This window comes from Nocardioides bigeumensis (assembly GCF_039531755.1).
GTDB lineage: Bacteria > Actinomycetota > Actinomycetes > Propionibacteriales > Nocardioidaceae > Nocardioides > Nocardioides bigeumensis.
The window spans coordinates 294,158-320,020 of the sequence record NZ_BAAAQQ010000013.1; the positions used below are offsets into that span (position 1 = coordinate 294,158).

General features: G+C 72.2%; 24 protein-coding genes. 12 read left to right on the plus strand and 12 right to left on the minus strand.

What is annotated here, in order from left to right:
* Positions 1 to 17: 17 nt before the first annotated feature.
* Both hemQ and ABD295_RS15715 read right to left on the minus strand, forming a co-directional pair.
* Positions 18 to 746 carry a hydrogen peroxide-dependent heme synthase gene (hemQ, locus tag ABD295_RS15710; RefSeq protein ID WP_344304734.1) on the minus strand — a complete coding sequence of 243 codons (729 nt, stop codon included), beginning with the start codon at positions 744 to 746 and terminating at the stop codon, positions 18 to 20.
* Positions 743 to 2,101, minus strand: a complete 1,359-nt coding sequence (locus tag ABD295_RS15715) for a protoporphyrinogen/coproporphyrinogen oxidase (protein WP_344304735.1) — start codon at positions 2,099 to 2,101, stop codon at positions 743 to 745. The genes hemQ and ABD295_RS15715 overlap by 4 nt, the downstream gene beginning before the upstream one ends.
* Positions 2,102 to 2,177: 76 nt before the next feature.
* Here ABD295_RS15715 and ABD295_RS15720 point away from each other — a divergent pair, with 76 nt between their 5' ends.
* Both ABD295_RS15720 and ABD295_RS15725 read left to right on the plus strand, forming a co-directional pair.
* Positions 2,178 to 3,191 carry a DUF4349 domain-containing protein gene (locus tag ABD295_RS15720; RefSeq protein WP_344304736.1) on the plus strand — a complete coding sequence of 338 codons (1,014 nt, stop codon included), beginning with the start codon at positions 2,178 to 2,180 and terminating at the stop codon, positions 3,189 to 3,191.
* Positions 3,192 to 3,195: 4 nt separating this feature from the next.
* A complete protein-coding gene (locus ABD295_RS15725; protein WP_344304737.1) occupies positions 3,196 to 3,993 on the plus strand; it encodes an NYN domain-containing protein in 798 nt (265 codons plus the stop codon).
* Here ABD295_RS15725 and hemE read toward each other — a convergent pair.
* Positions 3,990 to 5,003 carry a uroporphyrinogen decarboxylase gene (gene hemE, locus ABD295_RS15730; RefSeq protein WP_344305457.1) on the minus strand — a complete coding sequence of 338 codons (1,014 nt, stop codon included), beginning with the start codon at positions 5,001 to 5,003 and terminating at the stop codon, positions 3,990 to 3,992. The two genes, ABD295_RS15725 and hemE, sit on opposite strands and share 4 nt — an antisense overlap.
* 166 nt (positions 5,004 to 5,169) lie before the next feature.
* On the opposite strand from hemE, the gene ABD295_RS15735 reads away from it, so the two are divergent.
* Both ABD295_RS15735 and ABD295_RS15740 read left to right on the plus strand, forming a co-directional pair.
* A complete protein-coding gene (locus ABD295_RS15735) occupies positions 5,170 to 5,811 on the plus strand; it encodes a DUF3000 domain-containing protein (protein WP_344304738.1) in 642 nt (213 codons plus the stop codon).
* Positions 5,812 to 5,828: 17 nt separating this feature from the next.
* Positions 5,829 to 7,166, plus strand: a complete 1,338-nt coding sequence (locus tag ABD295_RS15740; RefSeq protein WP_344304739.1) for an HRDC domain-containing protein — start codon at positions 5,829 to 5,831, stop codon at positions 7,164 to 7,166.
* A gap of 3 nt (positions 7,167 to 7,169) precedes the next feature.
* Here the strand turns inward: ABD295_RS15740 and ABD295_RS15745 are convergent, their stop codons facing one another.
* The 4 genes from ABD295_RS15745 to hrpA form a co-directional block, all read right to left on the minus strand.
* The gene (locus ABD295_RS15745; RefSeq protein WP_344304740.1) at positions 7,170 to 8,570 is read right to left on the minus strand and encodes an extracellular solute-binding protein; all 1,401 of its coding nucleotides are present in this window, start codon (positions 8,568 to 8,570) and stop codon (positions 7,170 to 7,172) included.
* A gap of 76 nt (positions 8,571 to 8,646) precedes the next feature.
* Positions 8,647 to 9,153, minus strand: a complete 507-nt coding sequence (locus tag ABD295_RS15750; RefSeq protein ID WP_344304741.1) for a type II toxin-antitoxin system PemK/MazF family toxin — start codon at positions 9,151 to 9,153, stop codon at positions 8,647 to 8,649.
* Positions 9,154 to 9,318: 165 nt separating this feature from the next.
* Positions 9,319 to 9,927: a hypothetical protein gene (locus ABD295_RS15755; RefSeq protein ID WP_344304742.1), complete on the minus strand. Its 609-nt coding sequence runs from the start codon at positions 9,925 to 9,927 to the stop codon at positions 9,319 to 9,321.
* Between the two features lie 76 nt (positions 9,928 to 10,003).
* Positions 10,004 to 13,870, minus strand: coding sequence for an ATP-dependent RNA helicase HrpA (gene hrpA, locus ABD295_RS15760; RefSeq protein WP_344304743.1), 3,867 nt, complete (start codon positions 13,868 to 13,870; stop codon positions 10,004 to 10,006).
* 121 nt (positions 13,871 to 13,991) lie between these two features.
* Here hrpA and ABD295_RS15765 point away from each other — a divergent pair, with 121 nt between their 5' ends.
* Together ABD295_RS15765 and ABD295_RS15770 are read left to right on the plus strand one after the other, a co-directional pair.
* Complete coding sequence (locus ABD295_RS15765) at positions 13,992 to 14,702, plus strand: response regulator transcription factor (RefSeq protein WP_344304744.1); 711 nt, start codon at positions 13,992 to 13,994, stop codon at positions 14,700 to 14,702.
* A gap of 3 nt (positions 14,703 to 14,705) precedes the next feature.
* Entirely contained in the window at positions 14,706 to 16,160 is a 1,455-nt protein-coding gene (locus tag ABD295_RS15770; RefSeq protein ID WP_344304745.1) for a sensor histidine kinase, read from the plus strand.
* Between the two features lie 31 nt (positions 16,161 to 16,191).
* Here ABD295_RS15770 and ABD295_RS15775 read toward each other — a convergent pair whose 3' ends face one another.
* Positions 16,192 to 16,908 (minus strand): NUDIX hydrolase, encoded by a 717-nt coding sequence (locus ABD295_RS15775; protein WP_344304747.1) that lies wholly within the window; start codon positions 16,906 to 16,908, stop codon positions 16,192 to 16,194.
* A 130-nt stretch (positions 16,909 to 17,038) separates the two neighbouring features.
* Between ABD295_RS15775 and ABD295_RS15780 the strand changes: the two genes are divergently transcribed.
* From ABD295_RS15780 to ABD295_RS15790, 3 genes are read left to right on the plus strand one after another with little or no spacing between them, the layout of a single operon-like run.
* Entirely contained in the window at positions 17,039 to 17,872 is an 834-nt protein-coding gene (locus ABD295_RS15780) for an SDR family NAD(P)-dependent oxidoreductase (RefSeq protein WP_344304748.1), read from the plus strand.
* Positions 17,869 to 18,438, plus strand: a complete 570-nt coding sequence (locus tag ABD295_RS15785; RefSeq protein ID WP_344304749.1) for a DUF402 domain-containing protein — start codon at positions 17,869 to 17,871, stop codon at positions 18,436 to 18,438. Before ABD295_RS15780 ends, ABD295_RS15785 begins: the two co-directional genes overlap by 4 nt.
* 9 nt (positions 18,439 to 18,447) lie before the next feature.
* A complete protein-coding gene (locus ABD295_RS15790; RefSeq protein WP_344304750.1) occupies positions 18,448 to 19,575 on the plus strand; it encodes a glutamate--cysteine ligase in 1,128 nt (375 codons plus the stop codon).
* Positions 19,576 to 19,591: 16 nt separating this feature from the next.
* On the opposite strand, the gene ABD295_RS15795 is transcribed toward ABD295_RS15790, so the two are convergent.
* Entirely contained in the window at positions 19,592 to 20,362 is a 771-nt protein-coding gene (locus ABD295_RS15795; protein WP_344304751.1) for an IclR family transcriptional regulator, read from the minus strand.
* A 59-nt stretch (positions 20,363 to 20,421) separates the two neighbouring features.
* On the opposite strand from ABD295_RS15795, the gene ABD295_RS15800 reads away from it, so the two are divergent.
* Both ABD295_RS15800 and ABD295_RS15805 read left to right on the plus strand, forming a co-directional pair.
* The gene (locus tag ABD295_RS15800) at positions 20,422 to 21,639 is read left to right on the plus strand and encodes an MFS transporter (protein ID WP_344304752.1); all 1,218 of its coding nucleotides are present in this window, start codon (positions 20,422 to 20,424) and stop codon (positions 21,637 to 21,639) included.
* A 56-nt stretch (positions 21,640 to 21,695) separates the two neighbouring features.
* Entirely contained in the window at positions 21,696 to 22,496 is an 801-nt protein-coding gene (locus tag ABD295_RS15805; protein ID WP_344304753.1) for a matrixin family metalloprotease, read from the plus strand.
* Between the two features lie 101 nt (positions 22,497 to 22,597).
* Here ABD295_RS15805 and ABD295_RS15810 read toward each other — a convergent pair whose 3' ends face one another.
* Together ABD295_RS15810 and ABD295_RS15815 are read right to left on the minus strand one after the other, a co-directional pair.
* The gene (locus ABD295_RS15810; protein WP_344304754.1) at positions 22,598 to 22,942 is read right to left on the minus strand and encodes a DUF2200 domain-containing protein; all 345 of its coding nucleotides are present in this window, start codon (positions 22,940 to 22,942) and stop codon (positions 22,598 to 22,600) included.
* Positions 22,943 to 22,961: 19 nt separating this feature from the next.
* The gene (locus ABD295_RS15815; protein WP_344304755.1) at positions 22,962 to 23,825 is read right to left on the minus strand and encodes a LysR family transcriptional regulator; all 864 of its coding nucleotides are present in this window, start codon (positions 23,823 to 23,825) and stop codon (positions 22,962 to 22,964) included.
* A gap of 83 nt (positions 23,826 to 23,908) precedes the next feature.
* Here ABD295_RS15815 and ABD295_RS15820 point away from each other — a divergent pair, with 83 nt between their 5' ends.
* The gene (locus ABD295_RS15820) at positions 23,909 to 24,781 is read left to right on the plus strand and encodes an EamA family transporter (protein ID WP_344304756.1); all 873 of its coding nucleotides are present in this window, start codon (positions 23,909 to 23,911) and stop codon (positions 24,779 to 24,781) included.
* 1 nt (position 24,782) lies between these two features.
* On the opposite strand, the gene ctlX is transcribed toward ABD295_RS15820, so the two are convergent.
* Positions 24,783 to 25,826 (minus strand): citrulline utilization hydrolase CtlX, encoded by a 1,044-nt coding sequence (gene ctlX / locus ABD295_RS15825; protein WP_344304757.1) that lies wholly within the window; start codon positions 25,824 to 25,826, stop codon positions 24,783 to 24,785.
* Positions 25,827 to 25,863 lie beyond the last annotated feature (37 nt).

Here is a 25,863-nt window from a genome sequence, read left to right on the forward strand (position 1 = left end):
GCCAGACGGTTCCCGTGTCACGGCAGGCGGTGCAGCAGCTCCGTCGGCGTGGTGCGTGGGCCGGTGTAGAACGGCACCTCCTCGCGCACGTGCCGCCGGGCCGTCGACGCGCGCAGCTCGCGCATCAGGTCGACGATGCGGTGCAGCTCGTCGGCCTCGAAGGCCAGCAGCCACTCGTAGTCGCCCAGGGCGAAGCTCGCCACGGTGTTGGCGCGCACGTCGGCGAAGCCGCGCGCCATCTTGCCGTGCTCGGCGAGCATCGCGCGCCGCTCGGCGTCCTCGAGGAGGTACCACTCGTAGGAGCGGACGAAGGGGTAGACGCAGACGTAGGCCCGCGCCTCATCGTCGGCGAGGAACGCCGGCACGTGGCTCTTGTTGAACTCCGCCGGCCGGTGCAGCGCGAGCTGGCTCCAGACCGGGGCCAGCCGCTGGCCGAACGACGTGCGTCGCCAGCGGTTGTAGGCGTCCTGCAGCTGCTCGGCGGTGGCGGCGTGCCACCAGACCATCACGTCGGCGTCCGCGCGGAACCCGCTGAGGTCGTAGATGCCGCGGACCGCGACGTCGTCCGCCGCGAGCTTCTCGACGAGCCCGTCGAGCTCGTGCGCCTCGTGGCTGCGACCCTCGTCGCCGAGGTTGCCGTAGGTGTCGCGCAGCGAGAAGACCGACCACATCGTGTAGCGGATCGAGTCGTTGATCTCGCGCAGCCTGGCGGCGTTGGTCTGGCCGGACTCCTCGGCATCGGTCATAGGAGCCATTGTGCCGCCACGACCTGAGCGGCCGCGGCCCGGGCCGACGCGATGACCGCGGGGATGCCGACGCCGTCGTACGCCGCCCCGCAGACCGCCAGCCCCGGCACCGCAGCCACGGCGGACCGGACCCGCGACACCAGGTCGAGGTGCCCGACGGCGTACTGCGGGAGCGCGCCGCCCCAGCGCTGCACCTGCGCGTCGACCGGTCGGGCGGTCACGCCGGCCAGGGCGGCGAGATCGGCCAGCGAGCGCTCGACCAGGACCTCGTCGGGCACCTGCAGCGCCGCTTGCTCGCCGGCGCGGCCGAGGGACGTGCGGAGGAGGACGACGTCGGGTGCGCCGGCCGCGCGGACCCAGTCCCACTTGGCGAAGGAGTACGTCGCCGCCTTGATGTCGCGCCCCTCGACCGGCGGCACGAGGAACCCTGACGAGGCTCCGTCGAGGGGGACGTCGGCCGCGCGGAGGGCCAGCGTGACGATCGCCATCGAGGCGGACTCGACCTGCGCCAGCAGCGCAGCCGCGGTCGGCGAGATGCTGCCCAGCAGCCGCGCCGTCGGGGCGGCCGGGGTCGCGAGGACGACCGCTTGCGCCTCGACCCGCTGAGGCGCGCGGGTCTCCCCCACGGTCAGCGCGAAGCTCCCGGGCGCTCCGGTGAGCTCACGCACCGTGGCGCTCAGACGCACCTCGAACAGGCCGGACCCGGCCAGCGCCGCGGCCAGCCGGTGCATCCCGCCCTCGATGCCGGCGAACACCGGGCTGTCGAGGACCGGCAGCCGGGCCGCGGCTTCGAGCAACGAGCCCCGCGCGGCCAGCGCCGCCACCTGGGGCGCGGCTGCCCGCAGGGAGAGCGCTCGCGCCCGTCCGGCGTACACACCACCCAGCAGCGGCTCCACCAGTCGCTCGACCACCTCGTCGCCGAGCCTGGCCGCCACGAGGTCTCCCACCGACAGGTCGGTCTCGACCGGGGTCGGCGGCAGCGAGGGCTCCTCGCGCACCCGGGCGAGTCCCTGGGAGGACAGCACCCCTGAAGCCGCCAGGTCGTCCACGTCGATCGGGACGCCGAGCAGCGAGCGGGGCAGCGGCCGGAGACTCCCTCGCGACCAGACCCTCGACGAGGTGGTGGCCGGGTGCACCAGCGGCAGGCCGAGGTCCCGGGCCAGGTCGACACCCTCCGGGCGCCGGGCCAGCATCGCCTCCGCCCCGACGTCGACGCGCACGCCGGCCACCTCGCCACCACGGAGCTTGCCGCCGACCTCTGGGGACGCCTCCAGCAGGAGCACGTCGTGGTCGGCACCCAGCACGTACGCCGCCGTCAACCCGGCGACACCCCCGCCGACCACGACCACGCGCATGCCTGAACGGTAACGATCCGGTCACCCCCGGAACCGGCCGGGCGGCCGCGCCCGTCCCAGCGTCATGAGCACCCTGATGAGCACCCGGATCAGCAGCCGCAGGACACGTCGCCACACCCCCTCCGTCGCCGCGCTCGCGCTGGTCGCGATGGTGGCCCTGGCCGGCTGCTCGGGCTCGTCGGACGGTGACTCCGGCGGCAGCGAGGCAGCCGACATGGACGTGCCGACCTCGGGCGAACGAGAATTCTCGGACACCGGCTCGGACACCGGCTTTGACACCGGCTCCGACACCGGCTCCGACACCGGCTCCGACCCGGGGCAGGACGCGGCCGGCGACGGCTCGGCGATCCAGGGCGGCTCCGGCGGCTCGGTCGTCACGCCCGTGGTCCAAGCCGAGCGGTCGGTGATCTCCACCGCCGTGGTGTCGCTGCGCAGCGACGACGCGGGGGCGGCCCGCACCGAGGTGATGAAGATCGTCGACGTGCACCGCGGCCAGGTCAGCGACGAGGAGACCCGGAGCGACGACGACGGCGCGGTGCAGTCGTCGCGGTTGGTGCTGCGGATCCCCGCCGCCGACTTCGCGGAGACGGTCGCCGAGCTGGAGAAGGTCGCGGACCTCGAGTCGTCCGACAAGTCGTCAGAGGACGTGTCCTTCCAGGTCATCGACCTGCGCGCCCGGATCCGCGCCCAGGAGCAGAGCCTGCGCCGCGTCGAGGTGCTGCTGGAGCGGGCCCAGTCGATCCGCGACATCGTGAGCATCGAGTCGCAGCTGACCCAGCGGCAGGCCGAGCTCGAGTCGCTGAAGACCAAGCAGGCCTACCTGGCCGACCAGACGACGTACGCCACGATCACCGTCTACATCGCCAAGCACGACACAAAGGCGGAGCCGAAGCCGAAGGACACCGACGACTCGGGCTTCCTGAGCGGGTTCGAGGGCGGCTGGAAGGCCCTGGGCGCCTTCGCCACGGTGCTCGCGACGATCCTCGGGGCGCTCCTGCCCTGGCTCGTGGTGCTGGCGATCATCGGCTGGCCCACGTGGCTGGTCAGCCGCAGGCTGGTGCGACGCAAGCCGGCGCCCCTGACAGACTGACCGGGTGGACGAGCTCACCGACCCCCTCGCCGTGCTCATCGACGCCGACAACACCTCCCCCAAGCACGCCGGCGCGATCATCGACGAGGCCGCGAAGTACGGCCGCCCGACGGTCCGCCGCGCCTACGGCGACTGGACCAGCACCCGGCTCAACGGCTGGAAGAAGCAGCTGAACAGCCGGGCGATCCAGCCGATGCAGCAGTTCGCGCACACCAGCGGCAAGAACTCCACGGACTCCGCGTTGATCATCGACGCGATGGACCTGCTGTACGCCGGCCACGTCGGAGGCTTCGTGCTGGTCTCGAGCGACAGCGACTTCACCCGACTGGCCACGCGCCTGCAGGAGTCGGGCAAGCCGGTCTACGGCGTCGGCGGCAAGAAGACCCCTGAGGCCTTCCAGCAGGCCTGCACGCAGTTCATCTACACCGAGAACATCGCGGAAGGCTCCTCGGACGTCGACGACACGACGGAGCCCGGCGACGACACGGAGCCCGACGACGACGCCGCGCCCGCACTCCCCGATCTGCGCCAGCTGCTCACGCGCGCCCTCGGCAACACCGCGGGCGACGACGGCTGGTCCGGTCTCGGCGCTGTCGGTCAGTACCTCGGACGCGCCAACGCCGCCTTCGACCCCCGCTCCTACGGGCACCGTCGACTGAGCGACCTGGTCAAGGCCCAGGACTTCCTCGAGGTGCGTGACGCCGACACGACCAACGGCCCGATCTGGGTCCGGGTGCGGCAACAGCCGCGCAAGACGTCCACCCGGAGGTCGACCGCCAAGAAGGCGGCCAAGAAGAGCTAGCCGGTGGGCTCGTAGGTCTGCACGAACTCCGTCAGCCGCTTGAGCTGGTCGGGGTCGGTGCTCGGGATCACACCGTGGCCGAGGTTGAAGATGTGCCCCTTGGCGGCTCGGCCCGCGTCGATGATCTCGGCCGCCCGCGCCAGCATCACCTCGGTCGGCGCGAAGACCAGTGTCGGGTCGAGGTTGCCCTGCACGGCCCGGTCGCCGACCTGGCCGATCGCGGTCGCGAGCGGCGTACGCCAGTCGACCCCCACGACGTCGGCCCCCGCCTCGCCCATCAGGCCGAGGAGGTTGGTGGTGCCGACGCCGAAGTGGATGCGGGGCACTCCGAGGCGACCGGCGCGCTCGAGGACGCGCGCCGAGTGCGGCAGCACCCGCTCGGCGTAGTCGGCCGGGGTCAGCGCCCCCGCCCACGAGTCGAAGAGCTGCACGGCCGAGGCGCCCGCGGCGACCTGAACCTCGAGGTACGTCGCGGCGATGCCCGCGATCTTGCGCAGCAGCGCGTCCCACACGTCAGGGGCGCCGAACATCATCGCCTTGGTCTTGGCATGCTCCTTGGACGGCCCGCCTTCGACGAGGTACGACGCCACGGTGAACGGCGCGCCCGCGAACCCGATCAGCGGGGTCGGGCCGAGCTCGCCGACGAGGCCGCGGACGGCCTCGGTCACGAACCCGACGTGCTCCGGCTCCAGGTCGGGGATGGCCTCGACGTCGGCGAGCGTGCGCACGGGCTGCGCCACGACCGGTCCGACGCCCGGCACGATGTCGAGGTCGACACCGACCGCCTTGAGCGGCAGCACGATGTCGGAGAAGAAGATGGCCGCGTCGACCCCGTAGCGCCGCACCGGCTGGAGGGTGATCTCGACGACCAGCCCGGGGTCCATGCAGGCGTCCAGCATCGCGGTGCCCTCACGGAGCTTGAGGTACTCCGGAAGCGAGCGGCCGGCCTGACGCATGAACCACACCGGCGGCCGCGGCACCGTCTCGCCCCGCGCTGCGCGCACCAGCAGGCTGCCGGTCGCGGGGCCGGTTGCGGGGTTGGTGACAGGGCTGGTCACGGGGCTGGTCACGGGGCTGGTCACGGGGCCGGTCACAGGGGAGGGCACCGGGCGATCCTCCCAGGTCAGGCGGCGTGTCCGCACATCGGTGACGCAGGGGGCACCTACTGTGGAGGGCATGGTCGTCCGTCAGGAGGCGCACCCGGGAACGGGTGCGGACGCGAACCCGCCCGCGTTCCGGGCCGCGGTCGCGAGCATGCGGGAGGCCCGGCTGCGCGCGGAGATCTTCTGCGAGGAGATGCCGGCGCCCCAGCGGATCGCTCCCTACTCCTTCGCGCTCTCAGCCGACCTGACCGTCGACGGCGAGGACGTGGGCACCGGGCGGATCATCTTGCTGCACGACCCCGCGGGCAACGAGGCCTGGGACGGTACCTTTCGTTGTGTGGCCTACGTCCGGGCCGACCTCGACCCCGAGATGATCACCGACCCGCTGCTCGCGGCAGTGGGGTGGTCCTGGCTGACCGAGTCGCTCGACGGGCACGGCGCGACGTACCACGCTCCGTCCGGCACGGTGACCCGCGTCGCGACCGAGAGCTTCGGCGGCATGGCCGACGACGGCGGCAGCGCGCAGATCGAGGTACGCGCGTCCTGGACCCCTGACTTCGACGAGCCGCTCGCAGGCGCCGACGGCTCGCCCGACGCCGCCGCCCACGTGCGCGCGTGGGCGGACCTGTTGTGCATGGCTGCCGGGCTGCAGCCAGTCCCCGAGGGTGTCGCGGCGATGCCGAGCCGCCGTGGCCAGCGCGGCTCGGGCCGCTGAGGACGCCCACCGAGGACATGACGGACGCAGCAGGAGACGCCAGCGAGCAGGCCGAGGCCGCCGAGACGCCGGACGAGCAGACCCCCGAAGAGGCAGTCGAGCCGGCGCCGCTGCTGACCCTGCGCGACGGCCTGCCGGAGGTCATCGAGACCGAGACGGCCCTGGTGGAGTACTCCACCAGGCTGGCCGCCGGCACCGGGCCGGTCGCGATCGACGCCGAGCGTGCGTCGGGCTACCGCTACTCCAACCGCGCCTACCTCGTGCAGCTGCGCCGCGAGGGCGCCGGCACCGCGCTGGTCGACCCGATCTGCTTCGAGTCCCTGCAACCCCTCGCCGACGCGCTCGACGGCACCGAGTGGATCCTGCACGCCGCCACCCAGGACCTCCCCTGCCTGGCCGAGATCGGGCTGCGCCCGGCGCGGCTCTTCGACACCGAGCTCGCCGGGCGACTGCTCGGCAAGCCGCGGGTCGGCCTCGCGACCCTGGTCGAGGAGGTCGTGGGCCTGCGGATGCGCAAGGAGCACTCCGCCGCCGACTGGTCGACCAGGCCGCTGCCGGCGTCCTGGCTCGAGTACGCCGCCCTCGACGTCGAGGTGCTGCTCGAGCTGCGCGAGGCGATGGTCGCCGAGCTGGCCGCGGCCGGCAAGACCGACTGGGCCGAGCAGGAGTTCGAGGCGCTGCTGTCCTTCGAGCCCACCGTCCGCGAGGAGGTGTGGCGGCGTACATCGGGGGCGCACCGTCTGCGCGGACGTCGCGCCCAGGGCGTCGTGCGCGCCCTGTGGGAGACGCGCGACCGGATCGCCCGCGAGCGTGACGTCGCCCCTGGCCGGATCATCCCCGACTCGGCGATCGTGGCGGCGGCGGCCGCGATGCCGACCGATCGGACCTCGCTGCTCGCGGTGCAGGGCTTCCACGGGCGCGGAGCCGCCCGCTACGCCCGTGACTGGGTGGCCGCCATCGACTCGATCCGTGACGCCCCGGAGTCGGACCTGCCCGGACGCCCGGCCCGTTCGGACGGACCTCCGCAGCCGCGGGCGTGGGCCGACCGCGACCCCGTCGCCGCCCGCCGGCTCGCGCAGGCGCGCGCGGGCATCGCCGCCCTGTCGGAGAAGCACCACGTGCCGGTGGAGAACCTGCTGACCCCCGACTTCCTGCGGCGGGTGCTGTGGTCTCCCCCGGCGGCCCGCGAGCCCCGGCCCCTGGCCAAGGAGGTGGGCCGCCAGCTGCGCGGGTACGGCGCGCGGCAGTGGCAGATCGAGGTCACCGGCCCGACGATCGTCGCGGCGATCATCGCGGCTGACAAGGAACCTGTCGCCAGCCCTGTCGCCGAGGAGACGGACAGCGACGAGGCCTGACGGCTACTCCGACGGTGTCGGAGAGGGAGTCACCGTCTCGGGCGCCAGGATCGTGCGCGAGGTCTCGTCGATCTCGGTGGTGATCTCGTCGATCAGCTCGGGCGGCAGGATGTCGGCGGTGAACAGCTCGACGAGCATCGGCGCGATGGCCTCCTCGAGCGCATCCCAGTCGGCCAGCAACGGCGGGATGTAGATGTCGCGGACGGCGGTGTTGAAGACGCGGGAGTTGAGCGGCTGACGGCCCGGCTGCAGGAAGTCGTCGGACGTCGCCACCGCGACGTTGGCGGGCACGAGATAGCCGGCGCGCGCCACCCGCGTCACGGAGTCGACGCTGACGGCGTGGGCCAGGAAGTCGGCCGCCTCCGGGGTGTGCTGCGACTGGCTGGAGATGCACAGCCCGGTGATGTCACCGATGGTGCCCGAGCCCTCGATGACCGGGATCGGCATCACGTCGAACTCCAGCCCCTGGACCTGACGGAACTGTGGGACGAGGTCGCGGAAGCCCGCCACCATCCCCAGCTTGCCCCGCTCGAACCACTCGACGGCCGACCGTCGCGCGAGCTGCTCGGGACTCAGGGTCACCTGGGCGTTGCGCAGGAGGCGGAGCGTGGTCTCGAGCGCCGCCCGCGTGCTCTCCTCGGAGAAGGCGAGGGAGGTCGGGTCGGTGTCGTCGTTGAAGATCTGGCCGTCGCCGGAGACGATGAAGGGGGCCAGCCCTCGCAGGCTCGCCTCGATCGACACGCCCCTGGTGTTGCGCTTGGGCCGGGTGGCGAACTCGGCGGCCGCGGTGAACTGCTCGAAGGTCCAGGCCCGGGGCGGCTCGACGTCCTCGTCGGACCCGGGCGCCTGCAGGCCCCGCTCGCGCATCCGCGCGAAGTCGATCAGCTCGGTGTTGAAGTAGATGACCATCGGCGAGATGCCGTAGGGCATGCACTGCAGGCGGTTGTCGAGGCTGAAGGCCCGTAGGGCGTCGCGGGCGTAGCCGTCACCGAAGTCGACGCCGCGCGCGTCGAGCAGCTCGTCGACCGGCTGGACCTCGCCCTCCTTCTGGAACTCCGCCAGGTCGCGACGCGAGATGAGGAAGACGTCGGGCAGCGCCTCGTCGCGGTCGAGGGCGGCGGCGGCCTGCTGGTGGTCGGGCCACGACACGACCTCGACCTGAGCCGAGTCGCTGACCCCGTTGAACTGCTGGACCATGTCGTCGTAGCCGGCGACCTCGTCCTCGGACCCGAACACGCCGAAGGTGAGCCGCGCCACGGGAGCGGGCGCCGAGGTCTCGCCCGTCGTGGGCGTCGGTCCGGGATCGGGTTCACCGCCGCCTTCCGCCGTGCAGCCCACCAGCAGGCTGCTCATGAGGAGCCCGCACACGAGGGAGGAGGCCGCGACGCGGCTACGCGGGCTCACAGGATCCTCCTCGGGTCGGGTCGCGGGGGCGGATCCCAAACCCTAGCGGGCGGCTCCGAAACGACCCGAGGCAGTTTCAGTCGAGCGCGTGGTGCTCCCGGGCGGCGGCGACCACCTCGTTGAAGCGCGACTCGACGAGGGCGGCACCCTCCCGACGGATGTCGTCGGGACGCAGGCGCAGCAGCCGGTCCAGGCGTACCTCGCTCGGCCTGCCCTCGCGGTCCCAGCCTCCGGTGCCGACGTCCATCCAGTAACGGCCGTAGCGCGCCTCGTCCTCCGCGTCGAGGTCGTGGTCCTGGCTCGAGAGCATCAGGCCGAGCCACGTCTCGTCGGACCCGCCCTCGGTGCCGACGCGGGCGAGCAGGAGCACCGGACGGTCCTTGCCCTGGCTGGGGTCGTCCTCGTAGGCCACCCACGCCCACACGACCTCGCCCGGATCGGGCTCGCCGTCGATCTCGGGCGCGTAGGCGACGCCCGGCTCGGCGTCGCTGTCGGTGGTCGACCCCGCGAACCCACCGGGGTTGAAGCCTGCCGGCGCCGACGGGGTGGTGAGGCTGTCGAACAGCCGCTTCCACACGCTCATGCGAGGCACAGTACGCCGGACCGGGAGCGCCTCACGGCGCAAGGCCGCTCGTAGCGGCTGAAGTTGGGACCCGGGGCTGCCGCGGCCCGGCGTACTGCTCGTACAAGGCTACGGGGCGATCGGGTATTCCGGGGACTTTCGCGACGCCGCGGGTCTCCGGCGCCGTCACGCCAGCGCCGCGCGCAGCTCCAGGTGGCCGGCGTGCTCGAGCTGTTCGGCGAGGGTCAGCATCCGCGCCGTGTCGGTCGTGGACGGTCCGTCGGGCGGGTGGGGCAGGGCGGCGCGGCCGGCGGCGACGACGCGGGCGAACGCAGCCGCGCGCAGCAGCACGTCGGCGTACTCACGCTCCGCGATCCCGCGCAGCACCTCGTCGACCATGCGGCGCAGCTCGTCGGGTCCCGGCGGGTCCGCGACGCCGGCGACGACGCGGGCGACCTGCGCGGTCGACTGGCCGGCGTCGAACTCCCGCGCAGCGCCGACCGGGTCGGTGTGCACCCAGGCGCGCAGCAGGTAGAGCCGCCAGAGCGAGCCGGCGAGCGAGTCGGCGGGCGAGCCCGACCACAGCTCGGCCAGGGTCTCCAGACCCTCGGTCTCCGCGAGGCGCAGCACCCGCTCCGCGACGCCCTCGTCGTCGCTGTCGTGCGCCCCACGCACCAGCAGGGTCGCCGCCCGGTCGGCGGCCTCCCCGAGCACCAGCGGGTCCGTGCCGCTCTCGATGCCCTCGAAGAACGCAGCACCCGGGGTGGCGGGCTTGTGGTGGCGCTCCGAGGTCACGGATCCAGCGTAGGAGGCGGGCAGAAGCGACGGGGTCTGCCCCTCCGGCGTTTCGAGACCGTCGCCGGACGACCCCTCAACCAGCGGAGGCGAGCGCCTTCCGGATGCGCTGGTCGCTGACCGGCTGCGCGGTGCCGAGCTGTTGGGCGAACAACGAGACGCGGTACTCCTCAAGCATCCAGCGGACCTCCCGCAACCCCGTGCCTGGGGGACGACCGTCGGGCAGCGCGGCCAGCTGATGGAGGTACGCCTCCTGCAGCGGGGTCACCTGGTCCATCAGCTGTCGGTCCCGGCCGACGTCCACCAGCCGCTCGCGTCGCTGCTCGACCGCGGCGAGGTACCGCACGTGGTGGCGCAGTCGGGCCAGGCCGGTCTCCCTGACGAAGCCGTCGTGCACCAGCCTCGACACCTGCGCCTTCATGTCGGTCAGCGCCGGCAGCGTGGCCATCTCAGCGCGTCCGGACAACGCCTTCTCCGCGCGGCGCCACGCCTCGACGACGCGCAGCAGCTCGTGCAGGCCGATGCTGACGCGGTCGTCGATCCCGTCACGGGCCGCGGCCAGCGCGGCGGCGTACTCCTCCTCGGAGCGGACGGCGGGGCGGCTGTCCACCACGTCGAGGGCGGCCGCCATCCCGACGTCGGCGAGCAGATCGGCGACGGTCGGGTACGGCGTGCCCGCCAGCGAGAGCCTCTGGAGCTGGTCGAGCTCGTCGATCCGCACAGCCGGAAGCGCGAGCGCCAGCAGCCGGGCGACGCCGAGACGGTGCCGGGCGTCCGCCTCGTCCTCGCCGCCGAAGACGCCGAGACCGACGGTCGAGCCCTCGTCGACGAGGGCGGGGAAGGCGCGCACCTCGTGCCCCGCGCGCGTCTGCGTGAACGACCTCTCCAGCGAGCCGAACGTCCACGTGGTCTGACCGCTCGCCGAACGCCCGCTGTCGGCGGCGACCGCGGCCATCGCCGCGTCGAAGCGCGGCCGCAAGGGGGTCTTGAGGGCCTCGAGGTCCTTGCCGCGCGCCTGCTCCGCACCCTGGTCGTCGACGACGCGGAAGGTGGGGCGCAGGTGCTCGGGCACCTTCTGCCAGTCCCACGACTCTCGCGGGACCACGACGCCCTTCGTCGCGCGCACGTGCCGCTCGAGCGCGTCGAGCAGCGGCTCGTCTCCTGGCGGCACAGCCGCGAGGAAGTCGCGAGCGGTGTTGGGAGCCGGCACCAGGCCGACACGGAGGTTCTTCGGCAGGCTGCGGATCAGGCTGGTCACCAGCTCCTCGCGGAGCCCCGGGACGTTCCAGGAGAAGTCGTCGGCCTCGACCCGGTTGAGGGTGGCGACGGGTACGTCGATCGTGAGGCCGTCGTCGTCGGCTCCGGGCTCGAAGTGGTAGCGGATGTCGAACCGCAGTCCGCCCCCCTGAGTCCCATCGTCGAACCCGTCGCTGCGCCAGTGCGTGGGGAAGTCGTGCTCGCGCACCTCGTCCGCGGCGTCGTGGGTGAGCATCCGCGGGTCGAAGGTGAGCAGCTCGGGCCGCTTCTGCCGCTCCCGCTTCCACCAGCTGTTGAAGTGCGCGCCGCTGACCACCTCGTCGCCGACGCGGGCGTCGTAGAAGTCGAAGAGGGTGTCCTCGTCGACGACGATGTCGCGTCGCCGGGCCCGGTGCTCGAGCTCCTCCGCCTCCGCGAGCAGCGCCTCGTTCTTCGTGTAGAAGCGGTGCCGGCCGGACTCGAGCTCGGCCCACTCCCCCTGCACGAGGGCGTGCCGGATGAAGAGCTCGCGGGCGACCGCGCGGTCGATGGCGCCGAACTGCACGAGCCGGTCGGCGACCAGCGGGACGCCGTAAAGCGTGACGCGCTCGTGGGCCAGCACTGCCGCGCGCTTCTTGGACCAGTGCGGCTCGGAGTAGGTGCGCTTCACCAGGTGGGCGCCGATGGTCTCGGCCCACTCGGGCTTGATCGCGGCGTTCTGGCGCGCCCACAGCCGTGAGGTCTCGACGAGCTCGCCCGCCATCAGGAAGGGCGGGTTCTTCCGGGCGAGGCCGCTGCCGGGGAAGATCGCGAAGCGCGCGCCGCGGGCGCCGAGGTACTCGCGCATCGGGCGTCGCTCACCTGCTCGTGGTTGGCCGGGACGGGCCCGCTCGCGCTCCTCCAACGCCCCGACGTGCGAGAGCAGGCCGGACAGCAGCGCCTGGTGGATGCCGTCCTCGTCCACCCCGGTGGTCGAGCCTGTCGAGACCGCAGGTTGCCCGAGCTGGACGCGCATCTCCTTGCAGACCTGGCGAAGCTGGCTCTCGAAGTCCTGCCACTCGCGCACGCGCAGGTAGTTGAGGAACTCGCGCTTGCACATCCGCCGGAACGCGCTGCTGGACAGCTCCTTCTGCTGCTCGCGCAGGTAGCGCCAGAGGTTCAGCCACGTGACGAAGTCGGAGGTCTCGGCCTTGAACCGCGCGTGCTGCTGGTCGGCCTGGGCCTTGAGCTCCGCCGGGCGCTCGCGCGGGTCCTGCAACGAGAGCGCGGCGGCGATGACGATCACCTCGCGCACGCAGCCCAGACGCTCGGCCTCGAGGACCATGCGGCCGAGCCGCGGGTCGATCGGCAACCTGGCCAGCCGTCGGCCCACCGGAGTGAGGTGCCCCTTCTCGGTGGTCGAGCCTGTCGAGACCGCGCCGAGCTCCTCGAGGAGCTGGTGGCCGGCCTGGATGTTGCGCTTGTCGGGCGGCTCGACGAAGGGGAAGCGCCCGAGGTCGCCGAGACCGAGCGAGGCCATCTGGAGGATGACGCTGGCCAGGTTGGTGCGCAGGATCTCGGGGTCGGTGAACTCCGGTCGCGCCTCGAAGTCCTCCTCGGAGTAGAGCCGGATCGCGATGCCGGCGGCGACGCGTCCGCACCGGCCGGAGCGCTGGTTGGCCGACGCCTGGCTGATCGGCTCGATCGGCAGCCGCTGCACCTTGGTGCGCACCGAGTAGCGGCTGATCCTCGCGACTCCCGTGTCCACGACGTACCGGATGCCGGGAACGGTCAGCGAGGTCTCGGCCACGTTGGTGGCCAGCACGATCCGCCGCCCCGTGTGGGGGGCGAACACCTTGTGCTGCTCGGCCGCGGAGAGGCGTGAGTAGAGGGGCACGACCTCGAGGCCGCCACCCTTCGCCGTCGGTCCCGCGATCTCACCGAGGGCGTCGGCGGTGTCGCGGATCTCCCGCTCGCCGGGCAGGAACACCAGGATGTCGCCCGAGCCTTCGGCCATGAGCTCCTGGCACGCGGCGACGATCGCCTCGGTCTGGTCGCGTACGACGGCCTCGCCCTCGTCGTCGTTCTCCGGCAGCTCCACGAGCGGGCGGTAGCGGACCTCGACCGGGTAGGTGCGACCGCTGACCTCGATGATGGGCGCGGGCTTCCCGCGGCGGTCGGAGAAGTGAGCCGCGAACCGCTCCGGATCGATCGTGGCGCTGGTGATGATCAGCTTGAGGTCGGGCCGCTTCGGCAGCAGCCGCTTGAGGTAGCCGAGCAGGAAGTCGATGTTGAGGCTGCGCTCGTGGGCCTCGTCGATGATGATCGTGTCGTACTTGCGCAGCTGGCGGTCGCGCTGCAGCTCGGCCAGCAGGATGCCGTCGGTCATCAGCTTGATCCTGCTCGCCCGCGACGTCTTGTCCGTGAAGCGGACCTGGTAGCCGACCAGGTCGCCCAGCTCGGTGCCGAGCTCACTGGCGATCCGCTCGGCGACCGACCTGGCGGCGATGCGCCGGGGCTGGGTGTGCCCGATCAACGCCTTCTCCCCGCGACCGAGCTCCAGACAGATCTTGGGCAGCTGGGTCGTCTTTCCCGAGCCCGTCTCGCCCGCGACGATCACGACCTGGTGGTCACGGATCGCTGCGGCGATGTCGTCCCTGCGCTGGCTGACCGGGAGGTCGCCCGGATAGGTGATCTTCTGGCGGTCGAAGACGGGCGGGCGGGACATGGCTCACCCATTCTGCCCTGGGCCGTCACCCACCCGGTCCCCTCACCCGCGCTGTCGATCACGCGGGGAAGGCACAGGCAGGTCACAGACTTCTCACAGGTTCTCTGGGCAAAGTGGTCCCATGGAGCTGCTGCGCCCCGACGGCTCGCCCGTCCGCGTCCTGGTGGTCGAGGACGAGGCGAACATCTCCGAGCTGATCTCGATGGCCCTGCGCTACGAGGGCTGGGAGGTGCGCACCGCACACACTGGGACGAAGGCGGTGTCGGCGGCGAAGGAGTTCCGCCCGGACGCGGTCGTGCTCGACATGATGCTGCCCGACTTCGACGGCCTGGAGGTGCTGCGGAGGATGCGCTCCAGCCGGCCCGACATCCCGGTTCTCTTCCTGACCGCGCGCGACTCCGTCGAGGACCGCGTCGCCGGTCTCACCGCCGGCGGCGACGACTACGTCACCAAGCCGTTCTCCCTCGAGGAGGTCGTGGCCCGACTGCGGGCGCTGATGCGGAGGGCCGGTGCGCGGCAGACGGTGACGTCGTCCGTGCTGGTGGTCGGCGATCTCGAGATGGACGAGGACAGCCGCGAGGTGACCCGGGCCGGGCAGGAGATCAACCTGACCGCGACGGAGTTCGAGCTGCTGCGCTACTTGATGCGCAACCCGCGCCGGGTGCTGAGCAAGGCGCAGATCCTCGACCGGGTCTGGAACTACGACTTCGGAGGCCAGGCCAACGTCGTCGAGCTCTACATCTCCTACCTGCGCAAGAAGATCGACGCCGGGCACGAGCCGATGATCCACACGATGCGCGGCGCCGGATACGTGCTGAAGCCGGCCGGCTGACCCGTGGTCCCGCTCCGGAGGCGCTTCGCCTCCCTCACCTCCCGGCTGGTGCTCACCGCCGTGGCGCTGGTCGCGGTCGTCTGCCTGCTCATCGCCGCCGCGACCACCCTGGCGATGCACCGCTACCTCGACAACCGGCTCGACGAGCAGGTGCTGAGCGCGGCGTCCCGGTTGGGGACAGGGGGTGGGCCGTTGGGCCCCAACATCGGCCGGTTCTCCGGGGAAGGCAGCCTCTATGCCGTCATCGCCGACACCGGCGAGGCCGACGGGTCGATCGTCGGTGCCGGGGCGGGTGCCGGGCGGCCGGGCCTGACAGAGATCTCCCTGGACCAGGACGAGCTCGACCGCCTGGCCGCCGTGTCGACCGACGGTCGACCCCACGACATCCGCCTGCGCGGCCACGGCGAGTACCGCGTCGTGGCCAACGACGTCTCCGTCCGGGTCAACGGAGTCCCTGGGCAGGGCATCGTCGTCGTCGGCCTGCCGGCGCGCGAGGTCAACGCCACGATCGCCAGCCTGCTCGGCTGGGAGCTGGTGCTCACCTTGGTGGGTGTCACCGCCGCGGGAGTGGTCGGGCTCGTCGTCGTACGCCGCCAGCTCGCGCCGCTGCGCGAGGTCGCCGCGACCGCCGAGCGCGTGGCTCAGATGCCGCTGTCGACCGGCGAGATCACGATCCCCGAACGGGTGCCGGACCACCTCACCCGCGAGGACACCGAGGTCGGTCAGGTCGGGTCGTCGCTCAACACGCTGCTCGCGCACGTCGAGACCTCGCTCGCCGTCCGGCACCGGTCCGAGCAGCAGGTGCGCCAGTTCGTCGCCGACGCGTCGCACGAGCTGCGCACGCCGCTGACGACGATCAAGGGGTACGCCGAGCTCGCCCGCCGCCGCCCCGAGGACGTCGCCGCCGTGCTCACCGCGTTGGACAAGGTCGAGTCCGAGTCCGGCCGGATGACCTCGCTCGTCGAGGACCTGCTGCTGCTCGCGCGCCTCGACTCCGGCCGTCCCCTCGAGCGCCGGCCCGTCGACCTGACGCACCTCCTGCTGGAGGCCGTCTCCGATGCCCGCGTCGTGGCGCCCGACCACGTCTGGCGGCTCGACCTGCCCGACGCGAACCACGGGGCCCTCGAGGTCCTCGGCGACGAGCAGCGGCTGCACCAGCTGGTGACCAACCTGCTGACCAACGCCCGCAAGCACACCCCCGCCGGCACCACGGTCACCGTCAGCGCCCGCCCAGGACTGCTGACCGTCCACGACGACGGCCCCGGCTTCCCGGCCGAGCTGGTGTCCGTCGCCTTCGAGCGCTTCGCGCGCGCCGACAACTCACGGACGCGACTGCACGGCGCCGGCGGCGGAGCCGGCCTCGGTCTCGCGCTCGTCGATGCGATCGCCCAAGCGCACGGCGGCTCGGTGTCGCTCACCTCCCGACCTGGCGACACCACGGTCTCGGTCCGCCTCTGACCGGCGAGCCGCCGCAACAGACCCGTCGAGGTCAGGAGGACGCGCGGGTGATGGGCGTCGACAGCGGGTGCACGCCCGGGTTGCGGGCCCGGAACAAGGCTGCCGGGCGGCCGCGCCCGACCGGCGACGGGCGGCTGTTGCCCGTCTCGACCACGAAGTTCTCGGTGCCGCGCATCTTGCGCTGGAAGTTGCCGGCGTCGAACTCGGTCCCCCACACCACCTCGTAGACCCGCCGCAGCTCGGTGAGGGTGAACTCCGCCCCGACGAAGGCGGTGGCGAGCGTCGTGTACTCCAGCTTGGACCGCACCCGCTCCACCGCGTCGCGCAGGATCTGCCGGTGGTCGAAGGCGAGCCGGCGTCCGGTGAGCAGGGGCTCGACGGCGTACCAGTCCGCCTCGGCGGCGTCGCTCCCCGCTCGGATCGTCTGCTGGGCCGTCGCCTGCTCGGGAAGCACCGCCAGGTGCGCCACGCTGACGACCCGACCCCGCGGGTCGCGGTCGGGGGCGCCGTACGTGCGCAGCTGCTCGAGGACGACGTTGCGCACGCCCGTCTCCTCGCGCAGCTCGCGCTTGGCTGCCGCCTCCACGTCCTCGCTCTCACCGACGAAGCCACCCGGGAGGGCGAGCCGTCCCTTGAACGGCGCGCCGCCGCGCTTGACCAGCAGGACCCGCAGCTCGTCGTCGGCGACGGTGAAGATCGCGATGTCGACGGTGACCGCGAAGACGGGGTACTCGCTCGTGTAGACCATCCCCAGTCACGTTAGTTGTCATCGTGACAATGCTCAACCCTTGGGTGGTCTCGACTGACTGCTCTTCGGTGGTCGAGCCGAGTCGAGACATCGCTGCTCGACCACCGACGGCCTGTGCCAGGGTGGAGGGATGCGGAGCCTGGACGGGAAGGTCGTCGTGATCACGGGCGCGGCGTCCGGCATCGGCCGCGCGCTGGCGGTCGAGGCCGCGGCGCGCGGAGCGCTGCTGGCCCTCTCCGACGTCGACGAGGCCGGGCTCGCCCGGACGGCGCAGGCCTGCGCGGGTACGCGCGAAGTGCGGGCCGACCGGGTCGACGTCGCGGACCGTGCGGCGATGTTCGCCTACGCCGCCGACGTGGCTGCCCACTTCGGCCGGGTCAACGTGCTGGTCAACAACGCCGGCGTGGCCCTGCACGGCGATCTCGAGGACCTGGAGTACGCCGACCTCGACTGGATCGTCGGCGTCAACTTCTGGGGCGTGCTGCACGGCACGAAGGAGTTCCTCCCCCACCTGATCGCGTCGGGCGACGGTCACCTCGTCACCCTGTCGTCCCTCTACGGCCTGCTCTCGATGCCCGGGCAGAGCGCCTACAACGCGACGAAGTACGCCGTCCGCGGGATGACCGAGGCGGTGCGTGAGGAGCTGCTGATCGCCGGCCACCCAGTGGGCGTGACCGTCGTGCACCCCGGCGGCATCAAGACCGCCATCGCCCGCAGCGCCCGTACGTCGGCCAAGGTCGACCACGACGCGGCAGCGCGGCTCTTCGACGAGAAGCTCGCCACGATGCCACCGGAGAAGGCCGCCCGGATCATCTGGCGCGGCGTGCTGCGCGGCAAGCCGCGGGTGCTGGTGGGCATGGACGCCCACCTGATCCACCAGTTCGCGCGGCTCACCGGCGCGCGCTACCAGGACGTCGTCGCCCGTGTGCATCGCGGCCTCGGCGACCGGATCGAGCGATCGTGACGCCGGCGATCGGCGCCCCCTTGGTCGGACAGCAGATCGACTTCGTCAACACGAAGTGGGGTGGCCGCCCGCACTGGGAGTTCGTGGCGACGTACCTCGGCCAGGACGAGCACGGCCACTGGCTCGGTCTGCCCCCGGACACGCACTTCCGCCGGCCCGGCATGGAGTTCAGCAGCACCAACACCCAGGTCACGCTCGTCAGCCCCGGAGCCTGGTGGGTGGCGACCTTCCACGCCGCCGACGGACCCCCTCGGAAGGGGTGGGCCAACCTCGGCGGCGACCCCGTCGAGATGTACGCCGACATGACCACGCCCGCCGAGCTCGACGCCACCTCGGTGCGCTGCATCGACCTCGACCTCGACGTGGTCCGCGGCACCGGAGGCCTGGTGCACGTCGACGACGAGGACGAGTTCGCCGAGCACCAGGTGGCCTTCGGCTACCCCGACGACGTGGTCGCCGCCGCGCAGGCTGCCTGTGCCGACGTACGCCGCTGGGCCGAGCAGTCGGTCGCCCCCTTCGACGGCGTAGCCCCACGGGTGTGGCTGGACCGCGTCACCGCTCCCTAGTGTCGACCCATGCGGCTGGACTTCCACGCGTCGGCCGAGCCGACCATCGGGATCGAGTGGGAGTTCGCCCTCGTCGACCGCACTTCACGAGATCTGGTGAACGCCCAGGCCGAGCTCTTCGAGGAGGCGGCGCCGCACCTCAAGCGTCCCGAGCAGCTGCACAAGGAGCTGCTGCGCAACACCGTCGAGCTCGTCACGGGCATCTGCGGCACGGTCGGAGAGGCGGTCGGCGAGCTCACCGAGGAGCTGCGCGTGGTCGTCGAGGCCGGCGACCGGCTGGGGCTGGACCTGTTCGGCGCCGGGACGCACCCCTTCGCGGACTGGACCCATCAGGAGCTCACCGCCGGGCATCGCTACGAAGAGCTGATCAACCGGACGCAGTGGTGGGGCCGGCAGATGCTGATCTGGGGCGTGCACGTGCACGTGGGCATGCCGGTGAAGGAGCGGGTGATGCCGGTGCTGTCGGCCCTGCTGACGACGTACCCGCACCTCCAGGCGCTGTCCGCCTCCTCACCGGTGTGGGCGGGGGTCGACACGGGCTACGCGTCCAACCGGGCCCTGATGTTCCAGCAGCTGCCGACGGCCGGGCTGCCCTTCCAGTTCGCGACCTGGGAGGAGTTCGAGCGCTACTTCGGCGACCAGACCACGACCGGCGTGATCGAGGGGATGCCCGACGTGCGTTGGGACATCCGGCCCGCGCCCCACCTCGGGACCCTCGAGCACCGCGTCTGCGACGGCGTCTCGACCGTCGCTGAGATCGCGGCCCTGGCTGCGCTCATCCACTGTCTGGTCTGCGACCTCGACACCCGCCTCGCCGGCGGCGAGACGCTCTCGACCCTTCCGGTCTGGCACGTGCAGGAGAACAAGTGGCGCGCCGCCCGCTACGGCCTCGACGCGATCGTGATCACGGACGCCGACAACAACGAGCGGCTGGTCACCGACGACCTCGCAGACCTCCTCGACCACCTGGCGCCCACGGCCGAACGGCTCGGCTGCTCGGCCGAGCTCGCCGACGTCGCCGACATCCCGGCGCGCGGGGCGTCGTACCAGCGTCAGCGAGCCGTCGCCGAGCAGCACGATGACGACCTGGTCGCGGTGGTGGACGCAGTCGTCCGGGAGCTGCGCGAGGGGCTGTAGCCGGAGCGCTCTGGGGTCAGCTCGCCACGATGTTCTTGGCAGCCTCACGCGCCAGCGACCCGAGCGCGTCGAAGCGCTCGCGCTCGCCGCGGGTCTCGGGTCCCCACAGGCTGAGGGTGCCGATCAGCTGCTTGTCCCGGTCCATCAGCGGGACCGAGACGCCCCAGATGTCGGAGGTGTGCTCGCCCCGGCAGAGGGCGTAGCCGCGCAGCCGAACCAGCGCGAGCTCGTCGTACAACGCCTCACGTGACGTGATCGTCGTGTCGGTGAGCTGGTCGAGGGGCACGGCCTCGAGGTCGATGTTCTCGGAGTAGGCCAGCACGACCTTGCCGCTGGAGGTCGCATGCAGGGGGCCCGGTCCCTCGCCGAGCCAGCTCGGCTCGGTCGAGTCGGGCGGCTGCTTCTCGACGACGTAGCGCAGCTCGGTCTCGTCGAGGAGGGCCAGGGCGACGGTCTCGCGGGTCTGGAGGCTGAGCTCGCGCACGACGCGCTGGGCGCGGGCGAGCAGCGTGTCCGGGATGACCGCGCGGGCGAGGTCCACGACACCCATGCCGATGGAGTACTTGCGGGTCCTCGGGTCGTGGGCCGCCAGGCCCTGCAGCTCCAGCGTCTGGAGGATCCGCCAGGCCGTCGCGCGGTTCAGGCCGGTGGCCTTGGCGAGCTCGACCGCGGTGGCCTCGCCGCCGTCAGCGGCTGCGATCGCGCGCAGCAGAGCGGCGGCGCGGTCCACGGACTGCACCCGATGCTGCCCGCCTCCGCTCGTGCCCTGCGGGCCCCGCTCCGTCATGGGAGGATTGTCGCGCGAGACGGCCCACGGGACACATTCTTCGCAGATAGTTTGGGCGGGTGTCCGGGTCGGTGCGGTGGCTCTGCCTGGCCTGGACGTTCGCGTCGCTCGCCGACTGGTTCGTGCTGTGGGTGGTCGTCTGGTCGGCCGAGCTGCAGAGCTGGTCCGGCCTCCAGACGGCGGGGATCATCATGGCCGCGCGTGCCCCTGCCCTGGTGGGTGGCATCGTCGGCGGGCTGGCGATCGACCGCTACGGACCCCGCCGCATGATGCTCGTCGACGGCGCCAGCCGCCTGCTCACGATGCTCGGGCTGACGCTCCTCGGCGTCCTCGGCGGCTTCGGGTACGCCGGCGCGGTGGTGCTGGTCTGCCTGGCCGGCGCGACCGCTCCGATCTCCTACTCCGCGGTGCGCACGTTCCTGCCCCGACTGGTCGCGGCCGACGACCTCGGGCGGGCCAACACCTTGCTCACCATCGGCAACGCGCTGCCGCTCGTCCTGTCGGCCGGCGTGGTCGGTCCGACACTCCACCTCTTCGGGCTAGGCCCTTCCTTCCTGGTGCCTGCGGCGCTGATGGGCGGGGTCCTGCTCATCACGCTGTGGCTGCCCACGACCACCCCCGTGGCTCCGCTCCGGGCAGCAGGCGGCGCCAGCGTGCTCGACGAGAACCTCGCGCCGCTCGGCGGCCGCGAGCTGCGCCGCTGGCGCCGGCTGCGAGTGCCCGCCGGCGCGCTGGCACTGCTGGGCCTGTCGACGACCTACTACTTCACCTTCGGACCCGTCGAGCCGGTCCTGCCGCTCGTCGTCCGCGAGCACCTCGACGCGGGCGTGAACACCTACTCCCTGCTCTGGTCGGTCGTCGGCATCGGGGCGCTGCTCGGGCTGGTTCTGGCACCGCCCCTGTGCCGGCTCCCCCGTCCCGGCGCGGTGAACGCCGTGATCGCCGCGCTCAACGGCGTCGCGATGGTGCCGCTGGCACTCACCGACAGCCTGGGGGTCGCCGTGCTGGCCTGCCTGGGGATCGGGCTGCTGTGGACGCCGTACTCGGCCGTCGAGGCCACCGCGCTGCAGCGCCTGACCCCAGCCCGCCACCACGGCAAGCTCTTCGGGATCCAGCGCGCCCTCGTGATCTCGGCGCTCCCCGTCGGCGCCGCCGCCGGCGCTTTCGCGCTCGACCGCACCAGCCCGGCGGTCGTCCTGCTCGGCTCGGCCGTCGCGTGCATCGGCTTCGCCCTGCTCGCTCTCGCCGTGCCGGCGCTGCGGGCCCGCGTGGGTTAGCGGACCACCGCGACGTCAAGGCGAGCCTGTTGGATCGGGGTTACGATCTGCCGGCCATGAACCAGCCGGACCCGCCCTCCGCCGCCGACCTGGGGATCAGCGAGGTCGAGCTCGACCGGATCCTGCGCGACGTGCGGCACCGGCAGGGTCAGCCCACGACGCCACCGATCCCCGACCCGGTCACGGAGCGCCGCTTCACCAAGCTCCTCGTCCTGGCGCTCGTCGCCCTGGTCGTGGCGGTGATCCTGGTGCCCCAGCTTCGGGCGGACGACTCCGGCGAGCCGGTCTTCGCCTTCATGGAGACGTACGGCGACGGCAAGCCGGTCACCTACACCTCGTGCCGTCCCATCCAGGTCGCGGTCTACCCCACAGGTGGCCCGCCAGGCGCGGAGACGCTGGTGCGCGAGGCCGTGGCGACCATGCGGTCGGCCACCGGCCTCGACCTCGTCGTGATCGGCTCCTACGGCGGCCATGCTCCGAACTGGAACTTCGAGGCGGCGCCGGTGCGCCCCGACGACCCGATCACCGTGTCCTGGCAGGACGGCGAAGCGATCGCGGCGATGACCGACGACACGGCCGGCCTCGGGGGGAGCTACACGATGTCGAACCCCGACGGGAGCAGACGCTTCGTCGCCGGCACCATCGCGTTGTCGCGCGACTACTACGCCGAGCTGGCCCAGCGCGGCGACCGCGCCGAGGCGGAGGCCGTGCTGATGCACGAGTTCGGGCACGTGCTCGGACTGGATCACGTCCACTCCCGGCACGAGCTGATGAACGAGGACAACGTCGGCCTCACGACCCTGGGTCCGGGCGACCGGGAGGGGCTGCGTCGCCTCGGACAGGGCCCGTGCTTCTAGGCCGATCGGGCGCCGGCGGGCACGTCGCCGGCTGTGACTCCGTGCCGTGGAGATCGAGTGCGCCTGGCGCAACGGATCCACACCGCACCGCGCACGCTGCCTCAGCTGCGCAGGACCTTCTCCATCGCCCTGCCCTTGGCGAGCTCGTCCACGAGCTTGTCGAGGTAGCGGAGCTTCTGCATGAGCGGGTCCTCGATGTCCTGGACGCGGACGCCACACACAGAGCCGGTGATCTCGGACGCCTTCGGGTTGAGGCGCGCGCCGGCGAAGAAGTCCTCGAAGGTCGTCTCCGCGTCGAGGTGCTCGGCGAGCGCCGCCTCGTCGTACCCGGTCAGCCACTCGATCACCTCGTGCAGCTCGGCCTTGCTCCGCCCCTTCTTCTCCACCTTCGTCACGTAGTGCGGGTAGACGGACGCGACCGGGATCTTGAACACGCGGTGGCTCATGGGCGCGAGCGTAGTCCGCTCAGCCCGCGACGAGCAGGTCCATCAGCGCGCGCACCGGCGGCCACTGCGACCGCCCACGGCGCAGCACCGCACACGCGCGCAGCGTGGGCGTGGGCTCCGCCAACGCGAGCACGCGAACGTCGCGTCGCGACGGCCGCCGGCGCGGCAACAGCCCCACGCCGCGCCCGGCGACGATGAGGTCCTCCAGCAGCTCGAGCGAGTCGATCCGGTGCACGACCCTCGGGACGAACCCGGCGAGGCTCGCCAGCGTGCGCACGACCTCCTCGTCGGCGGTGTGCCGTGAGTTCACGATCCAGTCGTGGTCGGCGTAGTCGGCGAACTCCCGCCCTCGGTCGCGCGAAGGGACCCCTAGCCCCCACTCGATCTCCCAGAGCGGGGTGACCTCGTGCTCGGGCGCCCACGGCGCGGACGCCAGGTTGTAGTCGTAGGTGAGCGCCAGGTCGATGTCGTCGCGAGCGAGGAGGTCGAAGGCCTCGAGCGGCTCGTACTCGTGGACCCGGACCTCGACGCCGGGGTGCAGGCGGGCGAGCTCGTCCATGGCGGGCAGCAGGGAGCGCCGGATCGCGGTGGCGAACCCGGAGACGCGTACGACGCCCGCGGGCTCGGCCCGGGAGTCGAGATCGGCTCGCGCCGTGTCCACCGCCGCCAGGATCGTCACCGCGTGCGCGGCCAGCCGGTGCCCGGCGGGGGTGAGCCGGACCCTCCGTCCGTCCGGCTCCACCAGCGGAGTCCCGACCTCACGGGCGAGCGCCGCGATGCCTTGGGAGACGCTCGACGTGGTCGTCCTGAGCTCGGCGGCGACGTCGTGCATCGAGCCCAGCCGGGAAAGCTCCCACAGCAACCGCAACCGACGGACATCCACTCCATGATTGTCGCGATCTGATGAACAGTATGTCCAGCAAAGTCACGTGGACGCGAACGGTGTCGAGCGGATTCACTAGACGCATGTCCCGCTCCTCCACCCGCACCGGCGCCTCGATGGCGATGGCGTCGATGCTGTGCGTCCAGCTCGGTCTCGCCGCCTCCATCGGCCTGATCGACGAGCTCGGCGCGGCAGGCGCGGCCTGGCTGCGACTGGCCTGGGCCGGCGTCCTGCTGCTCGTGCTGGTCCGGCCCCGTTACTCGCGCTTCAGCCGGGAGAGCCTGCGCGCCGGCATCGCACTGGGTGTCGCGACCGCGGGCGTCACCATGCTCTTCATGGCTGCCGTCGCCCGGCTGCCATTGGGCACCGCCAGCGCGCTCGAGTTCCTCGGTCCCCTCGGTGTGGCCGTCGCCCGCACGCGCGGCATCGCCCGCGCCTGGGCGCTCTCCGCCGCGGCGGGCGTCCTCTGCCTCACCCAGCCGTGGACGGGCAGCGCCGACCCGGCCGGGGTCGCGTTCGCGCTCGCCGCCGCGGTCTGCTGGGCGGCGTACATCCTCCTCACGCAGAAGGTCGGCGACTCGGTCGCCGGTCTCCAGGGCCTCGCGATCTCGCTCCCGGTCGCCGGCCTCGTCGCCACGGTCGTCGCCGGGCCCAGCGTCATCGGCCACGTCACGACCGAGCTGCTGCTCTACGGCCTCGGGCTCGCGATCCTGCTGCCGGTCGTGCCGTTTTCGCTGGAGCTGCTGGCGCTGCGCAGGCTCACGACCGGCGCGTTCGGGACGCTGATGGCACTGGAGCCGGCGTTCGCCCTCGCAGTCGGCTTCGCCTTCCTGGAACAGACCCCCAACCTCGTGGCCGTCGCCGGCATCGGTCTGGTGGTCGCGGCCGGCATCGGTGCCGAGCGCAGCGGGGCGCGCACCCACGACGAGCTGGAGCCGCAACCACTGCTGGTCTGAGTCAGGCGTCCTCGAGCACGTCGTCCTCGATGACGTCCCGGCCGTCGGCCGTCGCGGGGTTCTCGTCGATCGCCTCGACGGCCTCGGTGAGCTCGGGCTCGACGCCGGGCGGCCGGCGGTCGAGGTGGACGCCGGCGATCATGCACCGCACGGACCCGCCAGCCAGCTCGATGGTCGGGATGTCGACGGCGACGATCTCGCAGGACTCCTCGATGGCTGCCACCTGGTCGGGCCGCAGGCTGCGGCGCGCGCTCTCGGACATCGCCATGACGTAGCGGCGCCGGCCCTCGGGAGTGCGCCCGCAGAGCTCCACAGCGTTGCCCGCGAACTGCCGCACCTGCTCCTCGGTGATCTCGACGACCTTGCGCCCGTTGACGGACAGCCGTTCGCGCACCTGCTCGCGGCGGTGCTCGTCGGGGATCATCTCCAGGGCGAACAGGGCGACCTCGGTGCCGACGCAGCCGATCACATTGGTGTGATAGACCGGCACGCCGTCGGAGTCGACCGCATCGAAGGCCATCGGCTCGTAGCCGAAGTCGGTGCAGAACCTTTCGAGCACGTGGGTGTCGGCCCGGTGGCTGCGCGCGGCGTACGCCACCCGCGACAGGTGGTCGAGGACCATCGCTCCGGTGCCCTCGAGGAAGATGCCGTCGGGCTCGAGGCCGGAGTAGTCGACGATCGTCTGGACGCGGTACTCCGACTTGAGCATCTCCAGCACGTCGGAGCGGCGCTCGTGGCGACGGTTGGAGGCGTACATCGGGTAGACGGCGACCGAGCCGCCCGCGTGCGTGGACAGCCAGTTGTTGGGGAAGACGCTGTCGGGGCGCGTGTGGTCCTCATCGGAGAAGACGTGCACGCGTACGCCCACCGCCCGCAGCGCGTCGGCCAACGCGTCCATCTCGGCCAGGGCCTTGCCAGCGGTCTGCTCGTCGGACTGGCCCTCGGGCGCGTCGGCCTGGAAGGCGTTGTCCGCGGCGGTCGCCGGGTTGGGCTTGAACCGCTGGGCACGGACCAGGATCACCGCTGAAGGAGCTTGAGCACTCACGAGAGGCGAACGTAGACCATTGCGAGCCCGCCCCTGA

Bases quoted from the DNA above. Each gene is read 5' to 3' on its own strand.
- hemQ (WP_344304734.1), bottom strand. From the start codon at position 746: ATGACCGATGCCGAGGAGTCCGGCCAGACCAACGCCGCCAGGCTGCGC.
- ABD295_RS15715 (WP_344304735.1), bottom strand. From the start codon at position 2,101: ATGCGCGTGGTCGTGGTCGGCGGGGGTGTCGCCGGGTTGACGGCGGCG.
- ABD295_RS15720 (WP_344304736.1), top strand. From the start codon at position 2,178: ATGAGCACCCGGATCAGCAGCCGCAGGACACGTCGCCACACCCCCTCC.
- ABD295_RS15735 (WP_344304738.1), top strand. From the start codon at position 5,170: ATGGTCGTCCGTCAGGAGGCGCACCCGGGAACGGGTGCGGACGCGAAC.
- ABD295_RS15740 (WP_344304739.1), top strand. From the start codon at position 5,829: ATGACGGACGCAGCAGGAGACGCCAGCGAGCAGGCCGAGGCCGCCGAG.
- ABD295_RS15750 (WP_344304741.1), bottom strand. From the start codon at position 9,153: ATGAGCGTGTGGAAGCGGCTGTTCGACAGCCTCACCACCCCGTCGGCG.
- hrpA (WP_344304743.1), bottom strand. From the start codon at position 13,870: ATGTCCCGCCCGCCCGTCTTCGACCGCCAGAAGATCACCTATCCGGGC.
- ABD295_RS15765 (WP_344304744.1), top strand. From the start codon at position 13,992: ATGGAGCTGCTGCGCCCCGACGGCTCGCCCGTCCGCGTCCTGGTGGTC.
- ABD295_RS15775 (WP_344304747.1), bottom strand. From the start codon at position 16,908: ATGGTCTACACGAGCGAGTACCCCGTCTTCGCGGTCACCGTCGACATC.
- ABD295_RS15780 (WP_344304748.1), top strand. From the start codon at position 17,039: ATGCGGAGCCTGGACGGGAAGGTCGTCGTGATCACGGGCGCGGCGTCC.
- ABD295_RS15790 (WP_344304750.1), top strand. From the start codon at position 18,448: ATGCGGCTGGACTTCCACGCGTCGGCCGAGCCGACCATCGGGATCGAG.
- ABD295_RS15795 (WP_344304751.1), bottom strand. From the start codon at position 20,362: ATGACGGAGCGGGGCCCGCAGGGCACGAGCGGAGGCGGGCAGCATCGG.
- ABD295_RS15805 (WP_344304753.1), top strand. From the start codon at position 21,696: ATGAACCAGCCGGACCCGCCCTCCGCCGCCGACCTGGGGATCAGCGAG.
- ABD295_RS15810 (WP_344304754.1), bottom strand. From the start codon at position 22,942: ATGAGCCACCGCGTGTTCAAGATCCCGGTCGCGTCCGTCTACCCGCAC.
- ABD295_RS15820 (WP_344304756.1), top strand. From the start codon at position 23,909: ATGTCCCGCTCCTCCACCCGCACCGGCGCCTCGATGGCGATGGCGTCG.